The following is a 14,451-nucleotide window of genomic DNA, read 5'->3' on the forward strand; positions in this document are numbered from 1 at the left end:
TTGTGAAATTCCTTAATTTTAAATTATAACTAAATCCTTATGGAACAAAACCAATTGATCAGAATGGATAACATGGGCATTGTTGTGGCATCGCTTGACAATGCAATCTCTTTTTTTACCGAAATCGGACTGAAACTTGAAGGCCGGGCAACAATCGAGGGAGAATGGGCAGGTAAGGTTACCCCCGACGGCCATAGCCGCCTTGAAATTTCACAGTTTCTTAGTCCGCTTACCATTTCAGACCACCGCGAAGCACCGGTTAATTCCCTTGGCTACCTGCGTGTAATGTTTACGGTTTCGGATATCGACGAGTTGTTGCCAAGACTGCAAAAACACGGTGCCACACTTGTTGGTGAAGTTGTTCAATATGAAGACGTTTACAAACTTTGCTACATCAGGGGATCGGAAGGTCACTTAATCGGGCCTGCGCAGGAGCTTCACAAAAAATGACGAAATTGATAACCCATGGCCTCTTTAAAAGGATAGCGCATCGGGTCGATCCTTACAGCGACCATACGGCAAGCTCATACCCATCCGGATCAAGGAACTGGAACCTACGGCCGCCCGGGAAAGCGAAGATTTCTTTTGAAATTACGCCACCTGCATTAATCACATTTGTTCTTGTCCCTTCTAAATCCTGTGAATAAAGTACAACCAGGATGCTTCCTTTCAATGGCTCTCCGATGGTAAAACCTCCATCTACAAAATCCCCTTCAAAAGCGGTATATTCAGGCCCGTAATCGGTAAAAGTCCATCCAAAGGCTGCTGTATAAAATGTTTTAACCTTTTCAAGGTCGCGGGAAAGAAATTCAAGGTACTGCACCTGCTGGTGCTTTAACTTCTGCGGAGTATTGCTCATAAATATTTTTTTGCTATGAGCAAAAATACTTATAAATGTCATTATCCTTTTTAAATAATGCACATCGTCGACATTATTTTAATAGCAATGCAGCATCAATTTTATCAGGCCAAATGAAAATTGTATTTTTCCAAAAAACGGCAGATAAATTAAGCAGAGCTTAATGCACCAAACATCCTATAAACAACATATGAATAAAGCATTTCTAATTCTTCTTTTAACTTTTTTTACAGCAGTAGTTTTTGGACAAAAAAACAGGCCAAATGAAAGCGATAAAAGTAAACCCTTTGTTTTGGGCGAATAGACGAATTCCAATCAAAAGAACTGGCTGAGAAAAGAATCCTGAACATTTACCTTCCCGAAGGCTATCAACAAAACGATACCACAAAATATCCTGTAATTTATTTGCTTGATGGTTCTGCAGATGAAGATTTTATCCATATTGTGGGGCTTGTGCAGTTTAATAGTTTCGAATGGGTAAATCAGGTGCCTAAATCAATTGTGGTGGGCATTGCCACTGTAGATCGCAAACGGGATTTTACTTTCCCCACCTCCATCGAGGGCGACAAGAAAAGGTATCCTACAACAGGCCATTCAGATAAATTTATTTCATTCATCGAAAAAGAGCTTCAACCCTATATTCAGGCAAAATATAAAACGGATGCGAACAAAACCCTTATTGGTCAATCTTTAGGCGGTTTGCTGGCCACTGAAATCCTGATTAAAAAACCTGCACTTTTTAATAAATACATTATTATTAGTCCGAGTTTATGGTGGGACAATGCTTCGTTGTTGAATCAGGATTCCGAATTAAAGGAAAATACGTTTAAGCAACAAACTGATGTTTACATTGCTGTAGGTAAGGAAGGCCTAACACCAACTGAAATACCCAGGGTGATGGAAGTGGATGCAAATTTATTGACTGAAAAAATAAAAGGTTTCAAAAACAAAAATGTAAAAGTATATTTTGATTTTTTACCACAGGAGAACCATGCAACGATTATGCATCAGGCGGTATCCAATTCTTTTAAATTGCTATACCCGACAGTGAAAAAAGAATAGGGTTTAAAAAATATCCAACACTGGTGGATGCAAAATCCATATACAAAATGATGCTACTAAAACGTTAAAATGAAGGTTTTTGCTTAAAAAAGCAATAAAATTTTTTAATTCAAATAAATAAACGTTAATTAAACATTTATTTATTGTAATGAGCACAGCAAACTATGTAATTGGAGTGGATTACGGGACAGATTCTGTCCGGTCAGTTCTAGTCGATACCGCAAACGGAAAGGAAATCGCATCGTCTGTTTTTCTTTATCCTAGATGGCAGAAAGGTTTATATTGTAAACCGGCTGTTAATCAGTTCCGTCAGCATCCGTTAGATTATATTGAAGGTTTAACACACACTATAAAAGATTGTTTAACAAAAGCAGGTGGTGCCGATATTGCACATCTGGTAAAGGGAATCTCGGTTGATACGACCGGATCAAGTCCGGTGGCTGTTGATGCAACGGGTACTCCCCTTGCCCTGACCAAAGGTTTTGAAGAAAATCCAAATGCCATGTTTGTGCTTTGGAAAGACCATACCTCAGTTAAAGAAGCTGCAGAAATTAACGAACACGCTACTAAATTTAGCACCAATTACCTTAAATATGTAGGTGGCATTTATTCATCAGAATGGTTCTGGTCTAAATTATTACACATATTAAGGGTCGATTCGACTATTAAAAAAGGTGCGGTATCGTGGATAGAACATTGCGACTGGGTTCCGTTTTTGCTTTGTGGTGGAAATGACATTACAACAATGAAACGTAGCCGTTGTGCCGCCGGGCATAAAGCACTTTGGGCAGAAGAGTTTAACGGCTTACCTCCTGAAGATTTCTTTAGCAGTCTTGATCCGCTTTTAGCAGGCTTTAGAGATAAATTATTCACCGATACCTATACTTCTGATATTTCTGCGGGAACATTGAGCGAAGAATGGGCAACCAAACTGGGCTTAAGTACAGATGTAGTTGTTGGTGTTGGTGCGTTTGATGCACACATGGGCGCGGTTGGCGGACAGATTGAATCTTACTACCTGAGTAAAGTAATGGGTACGAGTACCTGCGATATTCTGGTTGCTCCCAATCAGGATTTACATGGAAAATTGATCAACGGGATCTGCGGACAGGTTAATGGTTCGGTAATTCCGGGTATGGCAGGTTTAGAAGCCGGTCAATCTGCTTTTGGTGATGTTTATGCCTGGTTCAAGAATTTAATCAGCTGGCCTTTAAACCATTTACTTACTGAATCTGATGTAATTGATGAAGCTACAGCTACTGCATTAAAGGCAGAGCTCGAAGGAAAAATAATCGCTAAGTTAAGCAACGAGGCTGCAGCTTTACCAGAGGGCGATTATGCCGAACTGGCTATCGATTGGTTAAACGGCCGTAGAACACCAGATGCAAATCAGGAACTTAAAGGCGCCATAACCGGTTTAGGTTTAGGAACCGATGCACCACGGTTTTTCCGTGCCTTAGCTGCTGCCACCTGTTTTGGTGCGAAAGCCATTGTAGACCGTTTTAAAGAACAGGGTGTTCCGGTAAAAGGAATTATTGGAATTGGTGGTGTGGCTAAAAAATCGACTTATATTATGCAAATGATGGCGGATGTATTGGAAATGCCCATTAGAATTCACCGTTTCGAGCATACCTGTGCATTAGGTGCGGCTATGTTCGCTGCTGTTGCAGCTGGTATTTATCCAAATATCGAAGCAGCAATGGCAGCCATGGGGACAGGTTTTGAGAAAGAATATAAGCCCAATATTAAAAAGCAAAAGCTTTACCGCCAGCATTACCAACAATATTTAGGCTTGGGCAGATACCTGGAGAAATACAATAAAAAAGATGTAAAACCATATTTATCATGAGCAACTATCAAGATATAAAAGAGCAGGCTTACCAGGCCAACATGCAGTTGCCCAAATTAGGGCTGGTACTTTTTACCTTCGGCAATGTGAGTGCTGCAGACCGGTCGAAAGGTGTTTTTGCCATTAAACCAAGCGGTGTGCCTTACGAAGATTTGTCGCCGGAGAAAATGGTGATTGTAGATTTTGACGGAAATACTGTTGAAGGCAGTTTACGTCCTTCGTCGGATACCAAAACCCATGCGGTTTTATATAAACACTGGGCAGAAATTGGTGGGATTGTACATACCCATTCTACTTACGGCACAGCTTGGGCGCAGGCGCAAAGGGCAATTCCAATTTTCGGAACTACCCATGCCGACCATTTAACAGTCGATATTCCATGTGCACCTCCAATGGCTGATAAAATGATTAAAGGGAATTATGAGTACGAAACGGGTTTTCAGATCATGAACCATTTTGAAAGTTTGGGTTTAAGCTATAAAGAAGTTGAGATGATTTTGGTGGGGAACCACGCTCCTTTTACCTGGGGAAAAACAGCCGAAAAAGCCGTTTATAACAGTACGGTTTTAGAAACTGTGGCACAAATGGCTTTGTTAACCGAACAGATCAATCCGCAGGCACCAAAGCTGAAAGATTCGTTAATAGAGAAACATTACGAGCGTAAACATGGTGATGGTGCTTATTATGGACAGAAGTGAATTTTTAGGTTTTGTCATGCTGAGGCACGAAGCATCTGCAACCGATGAAACAGATGCTTCGTACCTCAGCATGACAGCAGGATGCATGTGTGCAAAATGTCGGGTTTAACATTATCAGGTTTAGGTAACCTAAACCTGATTGGAGTGGGCATGAACCCAACCGCAGGTGGGTGAATAAAACGGAAAGCAGGACTGCAGTAACCGATGGAAAACAGGAACTGCTTTCAAAAAAAAACATTTCGGTCTGTGAGGACACAGACCGAGGAGAATGAATTTAAATTAGGAAAGCAATTGCAGTGGTGCTTAGGAAACGAAAGCCCCGCCATTCGCTATAGTCCCGATGAAGAATCGGGAGCTACCGCTGCTGTCGGGTTTAAAATTGTAAGGTTTACCTAGGTAACCTAAACCTGATTGGAGTGAGCATGAACCCAACCGCGGGTGGGTGAATAAAACGGAAAGCAGGGCTACCCTAACCGATAAAAAACAGAACCTTGCTTTTCAGAAAAAGAATATGGATAATGGTCTGTGAGGACACAGACCAAGGAAGAGAAAAACATTTCGGTCTGTGAGGACACAGACCGAGGGGAATTGAATAAATTAAAAATAACATAAATAGTAATGATTGATTTAAAAAAATTACAAGTTTGGTTTATTACAGGTACGCAGCATTTGTATGGTGAAGAAACCTTAAAACAAGTAGCGGAGCATGCCCAACAAGTGGCCGATTCGTTGAACCAGAACGGAGGTATTTCTGTTTCGGTAGTGTACAAGCCGATTGTAAAAACTACAGAGGAAATTTTCGAAACCTTGCAACAAGCCAATATTGATGAGAACTGTATCGGCGTAATTACCTGGATGCATACCTTCTCTCCTGCTAAAATGTGGATCAGAGGCTTAAATGTTTTACAGAAACCATTATTGCACTTACACACACAGTTTAACCGCGATATTCCATGGAATACCATTGATATGGATTTCATGAACCTGAACCAAAGTGCTCATGGAGACCGTGAATTTGGTTTTATGGTATCACGCATGCGTAAAGACCGTAAAGTAGTTGTTGGGCACTGGCAGGATGAAGAAGTAGCTAAACAGATTGATACCTGGTGCAGGGCTGCTGCCGGATGGCACGATTGGCAAGGCGCCAAATTTGCCCGTTTTGGCGATAATATGCGTTATGTTGCGGTTACAGATGGCGATAAGGTAGAAGCTGAAATGAAATTTGGTTTTGCGGTAAATACCTATGGTATAGGCGATTTAGTAGCGGTAATTAATGGGATAAGTGAGGATTCTATTCAAACGTTATTAAAAGAATACGAAGCGACTTACGAGATGACTGCCGATTTAAAAGTTGGCGGTGCCAGACATTCATCTGTTTACGAAGCGGCTAAAATCGAACTGGGTTTAAGAAAATTCCTGGAAGACGGAGGTTTTAAAGGTTTCTCTGATACTTTTGAAGATTTACACGGTATGATCCAGTTACCTGGAATTGCAGCACAACGTTTGATGGCCGATGGTTATGGTTTTGCGGGTGAAGGTGATTGGAAAACAGCAGCTTTGGTGCGTGCCTGTAAAGTAATGGGTGCTGGTTTAGCTGGTGGAAATGCATTTATGGAAGATTATACGTATCATTTCGATCCGGCAAACTCTATGGTTTTAGGCTCACACATGCTTGAGGTTGATGCTTCATTGGCAAGTGGTAAAGCGAGTTTAGAGGTTCACCCACTGGGTATTGGCGGTAAAGCAGATCCTGCGCGTTTGGTTTTTAACGTTGCTGGTGGCGATGCTTTAAATGCATCTTTAATAGATATGGGCAACCGTTTCCGTTTATTGGTGAACGAAGTAAAAGCTGTTGAAGCTGAACATGATTTACCAAACTTACCGGTAGCCCGTGTATTGTGGAAACCATTACCTGATATGAAAACGGGTTGTGCAGCATGGATTTATGCTGGTGGTGCCCACCACACCGCTTATAGTCAGAATTTAACTACCGAGCATTTATTGGATTTTGCGAATATTGCCGGCTTAGAATATGTTAATATTGGTGCCGATACCAAAATCAATCAATTCAGAAATGAATTGCATTGGAATGAGGTTTTTTATAAATAATTTTAATAAAGTACCGTACAATAAAAAGCCGATAATCTTAGGGTTATCGGCTTTTTTATGCGATTATCATTCTGTGATCGTCACCCCCTTTGATCGTCCTCCTGAACTTGTTTCAGGATCTTTGAAAATGAATATTATGTGTAATAGATGCTGAACTAAATTCAGCATGACGCCCCCAATAAAAATATGGCTAACGGTTAATTTCCCACACTAACCATTGCTTTAATCACCCCATTCTTTGGATCCAACCAGCTTTCAAACTCATCTTTTACTTCCTCAAATTTAACTTGATGCGTAATATAGTTTGTAGGATTAACCAAACCAGCTTTCATTGATTTGATTACGTGTTCAAAATCTTCAATGGTGGCATTTCTACTGCTCATTAATGTCGATTCGCGCTTATGAAACTCAGGGTGGTTAAAAATTAAATCTCCTTTTTGCAAGCCGATTAAAACGAACCTTGCTCCATGTGCCATATAGTTTATAGCATTATTAATGGCCTTCTGATTACCTGTAGCATCGATTACTACCGTCGGCATATCGCCATTGGTAATATCACTCAGTTGTTGCACAACATCAGGCGAAAGCGCATTAACCACATGTGCTACCTTTAATTTATCTTTGCAGAAAGCCAAACGGTCTTCGTTAATATCTAACGCAATTACGTTGGCCCCGGCAATTCTGGAGAATTCCATTGTGCCTAAACCAATTGGCCCGGCACCAATAACAAGGACAAATTCTCCAGGCTGAACATCTGCCCTACGCACACCATGTGCACCGATAGCTAAAGGTTCAACTAAAGCGAGCTCATCATAACTCAAGCCCTCGCCATGTAAAAGTGTTCTCGATGGAACCTGCAAATACTCGCGCATACCACCATCAACATGTACACCACAAACCTGCATTTTAACACAGCAGTTTGGTTTGTTCATTCGGCAAGCAATGCATTCGCCACAATTAAAATATGGGATAAAAGTAACAGCCTCTCCTATTTTGAAACTTTTGGCCCCATCGGCTTCAACCAATTCGCCAGATAACTCGTGACCTAAAACTCTTGGGTAGTTAAAGAAAGGTTGTGTACCTTCAAAGGCATGTAAATCGGTCCCACAGATACCGATTCTTTTAATTTTTATAATGGCATGGTCTTTTTTAAGCTCAGGTTTTTCTGTTTCTGAATATTCGAAAGTTCCAGGTGTAGTACAGGTAAAGGTTTTCATTTTAATGAAGGTTAATCGTATAAATTGGTTAATCGGTTAACTGTAATTTGCAAACTAAAAACTGTCAACTGAACTAAGCGTTTGCCAAAGCTCTGTCTAAATGAACATAACCGCCATCAACATGGATAATCTGTCCAGTGGTATGACTTGATTTGTTAGACATTAAAAAAGCTGTCATGTTTGCAATTTCTTCTGCGGTTGTCATTCTATTTTCCAATGGAATTTTTGAAGTGATCTCTTTTAGTTTTTCTTCTGCATTATCCAAAGTCTCTATCCAGGTTTCGTAAGCAGGTGTCCAGCATTCGGCAACCACTACGGCATTTACGCGGATGCCATATTTTAATAATTCAACAGCCCACTCGCGGGTTAATGCATTTCTACCACCATTTGCAGCAGCATAGGCTGAAGTATTCCCCTGTCCTGTTTCGGCAGTTTTTGAAGTGATGTTTACAATAGCACCTTTGCTTTTAATTAATTCTGGCAAGGCATGGTGTGCCATCAGATAATAATGCACTAAATTTTTATGTAATGAAGCCATAAAGTCTTTATAATTTCCACTTTCTAAACCTACCCCATCATTAACACCCGCATTATTCACTAAACCATCAATCCTTCCAAATTTAGCGACGATTTCTTTAACTACTTTTTCGCAATCATCTGGATTGGAAAGTTCTGCAACAAATTGTTCTGCTTGTTTGCCTTGTGCAATAATTTCATCAACTACTTTTTGGTTATCTGCTGCTTTTCTACCTACGATTACGGCAATTGCATTTTCCTTAGCAAATACTTCTGCAATGCTTCTACCAATGCCTTTTGCAGCGCCGGTAATGATAATAACTTTTTCTTTTAATTGTAAATCCATTTTTCTTTTTAAAATTATTTTAAAGCGTTCGTCATGCTGAATTTAGTTCAGCATCTATCTTGTTGTTCAGATCCTGAAACAAGTTCAGGAAGACGATACCGATTAGTTAATCATATTAATTATATCCGATCTCCTTGATTCAGGCCATACTTTTAAATTTATTAATTTTCCATTCTTCAACTACCCTTCAACGGTTGTTTGGTAAGGCGCATAGAGCTTGAAATGTACATCCCACTCTTTAGGCCATGCAGGGTAAAGATAAATCTTTTTTCCGTCTACCTGCATCAGCATTTCCTGTAAACCGATCATACCAGAGCCGCCCCAATTATGGTCTGGTGTCCAATCGAAGCCAGGTCCCCAGAATGCCGGGAATCTCCTTCCCGAGTCTTTTAATTTTGCAGTGGTTAGATTTGCAGCATCTTCAGTTAAACCTAATCTGGCTGCAAAAATATTATCCTGTTTCCAGCCGATATAACTGCGGAATTTCAATACATCTGTATCGTACTTAAAGGTATTGATGGCGGTGTCTAAACCAGGTTTACCAAGTCCATAAATGCCCCAGGGATAAACGGGATACAACTGCGGACTTTCTGTATTGTTAATGCGCTCCCAAAGTTTTGCCGGAGCAATTGTGGTGCGGCCGTCAAATGTTCTAAAACTGATCGGTGGAATGGTTTTTAGCATGGTTTTCCATTCCGATTTTTGCTTTTCAACTAAATTGGGATGCTCCAGAAGTCGTTCTAAAACGGTTTGTAGTGCGGCAATGGTTGAGGTGGAGTTATAGGCCATTTTGTAGGTTTCAGCACCAGACCCAGGATACAAAACCAAATGTCCATCGGCATCTAAAGCTTTTGCTCCGCGTTGTTTGGCTAAATAGGTATAATGTTCTTTAAAAAATGTTAAACAACTTTCAATCAATGGAAGGTATTTTTCGATGTTATTGCCATTGTACCTTTCTGTTTCCAAAATCATCATACAAAACTCTAAAACGGTATCCCATTCATATTCTAACCAGGCATTGTATTCCATGCCTTTGTTAAAATCAGCGGGGCGTTTTCAGCCATATTCCGCAGGGTTTGGTAATCCAAAATTTTCCAATTGCTCTGTAAAACTGGCGCCATTATGTCCCCAGGCAGACTGCGTTCTGATTTCAGCATTTTTTAACAAATTCAGGTAGAAATCGAATTGCGGCTTCATCATTTCAAAATCGCCACTTTTTAACATCGGCCAATAAACTAGACGTTGGTTTTGAGCGGTGTGGGTACCTCCTCCCCAATTCCTGAAATCGGGTGTATATTTCAGCGCAGTATCAGTAAGTTGTGGATCGAAGGTAAATAAACCGCCATTAAATTTCGTGGGGTATTTGCCAAAGGCATTGCAACCCAACATATACCTGAATAACTGATAATTTTTAGACGATTGATTGGCTGATTCATCCTTCGAATCGATGTAAATGAAACTCTTTTCAAAGTAATCATTCCATGTCTCCCTGTATTGAGCCGCCGAAAATCATGTTTTTTAACGGATTGAACAATTCGGCCTTTCTATTATCAAGACCTTGCTGTTTTACTGTAATATCGAATACGGTTTCCGGTTTATTTTGATGGTAAAATTGAACGGTATTGTTTTTAAAAGCAATTTCATCTTTAAAGGTTTTTACAATGCCCTGAGGCGCCCATTTATACGAATTTTGGTTGTTCTCTTTGCCTTTTGTAATGCGGTCTTCAAAGCGCCAGCTTTCGTAACTGGCTTCTGTTGTGGTATTTTGGCTGGATTTAATGTCTAAATAGATAACCGGATTAAAAACATCTACCCAAATATTGATTTTGGCACTTAATTTACCGTTTGAGCCTGAGATCTGGGCGTAGCCATCTTTTAAGATCAGTTCTTGTTTAAATGATTTCCCATGGAAAGGGTTTGGGGATAATTTGAGTTTTACACGACCAAGTTTAAGCAAGGTATTATTCTCGTCGAAGGTGCCGCTTTTGGATAGATAGAGGTAAACATTACCATTTTCTACCCAGAGGTTAAGGCCTATATCGCCGCCACCTACATCCAATATTTACCATCGAATTTATCAACACCATACTTTCCTCCCCATTTGGTATCCAACAAAGCGTTGTAACCTGCTTTTTGGTTGTCGTCCCAATGGCCAGCATCTCCAAACGACATCAGTTTGCCCTGATTTTCCCAGTGTAATAAATCTTTACTTTTTGCCAGCCAGGTTTCCAAGCCACCTCCTTTTAAAATGTAGGTAAAATAAGATGGGCTGCCGATATTTTTTTGTGTTACCGAACCGTCTGCTTTTAATAATTCGGCTGGGGTAATGCGGACAGTATCTCCTTTTTTACCTCGGACTTTCAATTCGATAATTGCAGAAGCGTTCTGGCCCATATCATAAACCCATTCACCATGGGCAACCAGATTAATATTTTGAGGAGAAAAATTTTCGAAAATCTTTACAGGTTCTTCTTTTTGGGCATTTAGTTTCGGACCATCAGCTAATAACGACGATTTCCATCTGCTATCGTTAAAACCTGCTAAATTCCAGTCTTTTTGCTCAAGGTTGGCATTGTAATCTTCACCGCCATAAATGCTTGAAAAAGTTATGGGTGATGGCGTGGTTTTCCAACTTTGGTTACTGATGATATTCGCTGAAGTTCCATCTGTATATTCGATCAACAACCTGCAGATCATTTTCGGATAACCATACGCTACTTTTAATTTTCTATACCTTTCTTTAATAGTAGGAATATAATAAAAACCATTGCCCAGCATCACTCCTATTGCATTTTCACCTCTCTTAAGCTGTTTAGTTAAATCATAAGTCAGGTACAAGGCCTCTTTATCATACTTCGTCCAGCCGGGTGCTAAAAAGTCATCGCCAACTTTCGCGCCGTTTAAACTCATTTCAAAATGGCCTAAACCAGAAATAAAAGCTGTGGCTTTTTTAATTGTCTTCGTTACCGTAAAACCTTTGCGGAACATCGGCAAGATATTATTGCCAATGTATTTGTCTTTTTTACCATCCATTGGCAGACTATTTACGTTAGAATCCGCAAGTTTTTCGTAGGCAATCCATTTTGCACCTTTCCAATCGGCTGTGTTGAGCAGTCCCATTTGCCAAAAGGCCGAAGCACTCCAGCCAGATTCATGCCCGAAATTATCCCAAACACGGACTTTCCAATAATAGGTTTTGCTTGATAATAACTTTTTACCTTTATATTTAATCTGTAATGATTGGCCAGACTTTACTTTTTTAGTGTCCCAAACATCCCCAATGTTTTTGTTTAAATAGCTTAAACTGCTAGAAACTACGATTTGATAGCTCGTTTGCATGATATTGTGTTTAGCTGATTGCAGTTTCCAGCTCAAACCCGGCGAAAGAACATCAATGCCAATAGGATTATTCCGATACGCACAATCCAATTGAGCAACCTTAATATCTTGCGCAAAAAGCGGAATGCTTAACAGATAAAGCCAAGAAAATATTACAAGTTTGCTCATTCACTATTGCACACCGTTTCGGATGTTTTGGTTAGGTTTATAAATGGTCATCAGCGATAAATTTTTTCAGAAATAAATTCTCAATTCTATGGAATTAAGCCTTATAAATTTATTAACTTTAAAATGCGATCACTAATTCAAATATAAATGTTTTTTTTAAATATGAAAACATATATTCGTATTTAAATTATACAAAATCTTCTCTTGGATAAATAAGAAAGCATTTTGTATGTTTGAAATTGTAAAAAATACGATACAGCCAAATTAAACCCGCATGAACGAAAAAGAATCGAAGTACCAAGCCCCTGCTTTGGATAAAGGACTTGATATATTGGAGTATTTATCAGCACAATCTATCCCATTGTCTCAAACTGAAATTGCTATTGGTATTGAGAAAACGCCAAACGAAATTTACAGGATGTTGATGAGTCTGGAAAGCCGTGGCTATATTTTACGTGATGAAGTTTCGGGCAAGTATAGGCTATCGTTAAAGCTTTTTTACCTCTCGCACAGGCACTCGCCTATTGATGAACTGCGTAAAGCTGCCCAGTTTCCATTAGAGGAACTGGCAAATAGTATCCGTCAATCTTGCCATTTGAGTATTTTGTACATGAACCAGGTAATGGTGATTATTCATGCCAAAAGCCCGGGACCAATTGCGCTTTCTATCGAAGAGGGAAATTTGTTTCCTTTGCCACTAACTGCATCAGGCAAGGTTTTATTGGCTTATATGCCCGAGGCTGAGCGTAGCACAACATTAAAAAACAATTCCACTTTTAAAAAATATGCTAAGGCCCAGCAAGAAGATTTTCTGACTTCATTGGAAGATATTCAGCAAACTGGCTCTTATTTCAAAAATAGTGATTCAGTTTCTGGTGTTACCGATCTTTCGGTACCAATTGGTATTAATGGCAATAATGGAATTATTGCCTGTTTAACCATTTCGATGTTAAATGCGATAAATGTAGATCAAGCAATTGAAAATGATGTGATCCTTGCCGAGGCCTATAAATGTGTTAAAAAAATAGAACAACGGATTGGGGTTTAATTGTTGATTTTACTTGTCAAGTCGTCATCCTGAACTTGTTTCAGGATCTATCTTTTTATTAAAGTACTGATCCTGATGTAGAAATTGAGCGTGTAAGAAACCGCAATTCATTTGGGCGTTCCCCAAGCTACGCAAGGGGCCGGGCTTTGCAGGGCTGCGCTTCGCTCCGGTACCGATGAAGGATCGGTACTGAACCCTTACAATCCCTAACGCAACAACAACATTAAGATTTTGCATTTCAAACCTCGCAGGTTTATAAGCTTATCGTCATTGCGAGGAAGAATGACGAAGCAATCTTAAAGCGGTCGCTATAACCCATAGTAGTAAGATTGCTTCGTCGGCTGAAAAAGCCTTCTCGCAATGACGAAACTAACCAGAATACTTCACGCTATAATCCTTGCCTTTTTCAATTGTAATTTCATACAAACCTTTCGATACTGCTTTAACTTCAGTACCTTTTACAACTGGTTTGGTTTTGCTTTTTATCTTTAGTTTACCTACGCCTGTTGGAGAAGAAACTTTGATTTCCTTCTTGCTGCAATACACTGAAATATCACCATTTGCTGTTGGGACTTTACCTTCCATCCACGCTAAGCCACCCAAATTAGGTTCAATAATATAGGTTTCGTAGCCTGGTGTGGCAGGTTGTACACCTAGATAATATTTTCCCAATAAATAAATCGGGCTGGCTCCCCAGGCGTGGCAAAGGCTTTTTCCAAACGGACGGCCGTACATCGCCAAGTGTTCGGTTCCTTTTTTATCTGGGCTGTATTCCTCCCAAAAAGAGGTCGCACCCAATTTTAACATGCCGCCCCAATAATTTTTCATTTCCTTTAATACATAAGGTTGTTCGCCCGTGGTACATAATGCTTCAAGCTCATAAAAACGCATATAAGGTGTGGTAATTTTGGCTATTTGATTGTTTAAAAGCACATTCTTTTTAACCGATAACTTTTGTTCAGGTGTAAAATAATCAAAGAAAATGCCGAGCATGTTGGCATAGCGGGTTACATTATCCGTTTGTTTATCGTCAATCCGGCTGTGAACCAAAGCACTTTTTTGCTGGTTGCAATCGAGTAGGAAGATAGGGATTATTTCCCTATCTGTCCTCTCACACCACCGTACGTGCCGTTCGGCATACGGCGGTTTGTTGAAATAGTATCTCTTAACAACCGGTAGTATTCTCCTGTTGTCAGGCATTGTGCCCACTGGTTGCACGGCTCGGCTCAGCTCCTCTTAT

Annotated in this window: 14 protein-coding genes; 6 read left to right on the forward strand and 8 right to left on the reverse strand. The window is 39.9% G+C overall.

Going from position 1 to position 14,451, the window contains the following annotated elements; genetic code table 11:
* Nucleotides 1–39 precede the first annotated feature (39 nt).
* Nucleotides 40–450 carry a VOC family protein gene (locus AW17_RS01985; protein ID WP_029274416.1) on the forward strand — a complete coding sequence of 137 codons (411 nt, stop codon included), beginning with the start codon at nt 40–42 and terminating at the stop codon, nt 448–450.
* Nucleotides 451–502: 52 nt separating this feature from the next.
* Here the strand turns inward: AW17_RS01985 and AW17_RS01990 are convergent, their stop codons facing one another.
* Nucleotides 503–859, reverse strand: coding sequence for a VOC family protein (locus AW17_RS01990; protein WP_029274417.1), 357 nt, complete (start codon nt 857–859; stop codon nt 503–505).
* Nucleotides 860–1,207: 348 nt separating this feature from the next.
* On the opposite strand from AW17_RS01990, the gene AW17_RS01995 reads away from it, so the two are divergent.
* The 4 genes from AW17_RS01995 to araA all read left to right on the forward strand — a co-directional run bounded on the left by AW17_RS01995 (nt 1,208) and on the right by araA (nt 6,577).
* Nucleotides 1,208–1,921, forward strand: a complete 714-nt coding sequence (locus AW17_RS01995; RefSeq protein ID WP_245234991.1) for an alpha/beta hydrolase — start codon at nt 1,208–1,210, stop codon at nt 1,919–1,921.
* Nucleotides 1,922–2,069: 148 nt separating this feature from the next.
* Nucleotides 2,070–3,770, forward strand: coding sequence for a ribulokinase (locus AW17_RS02000; RefSeq protein ID WP_036668819.1), 1,701 nt, complete (start codon nt 2,070–2,072; stop codon nt 3,768–3,770).
* Nucleotides 3,767–4,468, forward strand: a complete 702-nt coding sequence (locus tag AW17_RS02005; RefSeq protein WP_029274420.1) for an L-ribulose-5-phosphate 4-epimerase — start codon at nt 3,767–3,769, stop codon at nt 4,466–4,468. Before AW17_RS02000 ends, AW17_RS02005 begins: the two co-directional genes overlap by 4 nt.
* A gap of 618 nt (nt 4,469–5,086) precedes the next feature.
* The gene (gene araA, locus AW17_RS02010) at nt 5,087–6,577 is read left to right on the forward strand and encodes an L-arabinose isomerase (RefSeq protein ID WP_029274421.1); all 1,491 of its coding nucleotides are present in this window, start codon (nt 5,087–5,089) and stop codon (nt 6,575–6,577) included.
* A gap of 197 nt (nt 6,578–6,774) precedes the next feature.
* Here araA and AW17_RS02015 read toward each other — a convergent pair whose 3' ends face one another.
* The 6 genes from AW17_RS02015 to AW17_RS02040 all read right to left on the reverse strand — a co-directional run bounded on the left by AW17_RS02015 (nt 6,775) and on the right by AW17_RS02040 (nt 12,163).
* Entirely contained in the window at nt 6,775–7,794 is a 1,020-nt protein-coding gene (locus AW17_RS02015) for a zinc-binding alcohol dehydrogenase family protein (RefSeq protein WP_029274422.1), read from the reverse strand.
* Between the two features lie 73 nt (nt 7,795–7,867).
* Nucleotides 7,868–8,656 carry an SDR family oxidoreductase gene (locus AW17_RS02020; RefSeq protein WP_029274423.1) on the reverse strand — a complete coding sequence of 263 codons (789 nt, stop codon included), beginning with the start codon at nt 8,654–8,656 and terminating at the stop codon, nt 7,868–7,870.
* A 180-nt stretch (nt 8,657–8,836) separates the two neighbouring features.
* Complete coding sequence (locus tag AW17_RS24790) at nt 8,837–9,685, reverse strand: hypothetical protein (RefSeq protein WP_051691580.1); 849 nt, start codon at nt 9,683–9,685, stop codon at nt 8,837–8,839.
* 27 nt (nt 9,686–9,712) lie between these two features.
* A complete protein-coding gene (locus AW17_RS24795) occupies nt 9,713–10,045 on the reverse strand; it encodes a hypothetical protein (protein ID WP_051691581.1) in 333 nt (110 codons plus the stop codon).
* Nucleotides 10,046–10,130: 85 nt separating this feature from the next.
* Entirely contained in the window at nt 10,131–10,715 is a 585-nt protein-coding gene (locus AW17_RS24800) for a DUF5703 domain-containing protein (RefSeq protein ID WP_051691582.1), read from the reverse strand.
* Nucleotides 10,706–12,163 carry a family 78 glycoside hydrolase catalytic domain gene (locus AW17_RS02040; RefSeq protein WP_051691583.1) on the reverse strand — a complete coding sequence of 486 codons (1,458 nt, stop codon included), beginning with the start codon at nt 12,161–12,163 and terminating at the stop codon, nt 10,706–10,708. Before AW17_RS02040 ends, AW17_RS24800 begins: the two co-directional genes overlap by 10 nt.
* A 274-nt stretch (nt 12,164–12,437) precedes the next feature.
* Between AW17_RS02040 and AW17_RS02045 the strand changes: the two genes are divergently transcribed.
* Nucleotides 12,438–13,211, forward strand: a complete 774-nt coding sequence (locus tag AW17_RS02045; RefSeq protein ID WP_029274425.1) for an IclR family transcriptional regulator — start codon at nt 12,438–12,440, stop codon at nt 13,209–13,211.
* Between the two features lie 369 nt (nt 13,212–13,580).
* On the opposite strand, the gene AW17_RS02055 is transcribed toward AW17_RS02045, so the two are convergent.
* Complete coding sequence (locus AW17_RS02055) at nt 13,581–14,261, reverse strand: alpha-L-rhamnosidase C-terminal domain-containing protein (protein WP_055726077.1); 681 nt, start codon at nt 14,259–14,261, stop codon at nt 13,581–13,583.
* Nucleotides 14,262–14,451 lie beyond the last annotated feature (190 nt).

Origin of the sequence: Pedobacter borealis DSM 19626, from assembly GCF_000708285.2 — a bacterium.
Taxonomy (GTDB): Bacteria; Bacteroidota; Bacteroidia; order Sphingobacteriales; family Sphingobacteriaceae; genus Pedobacter; species Pedobacter borealis.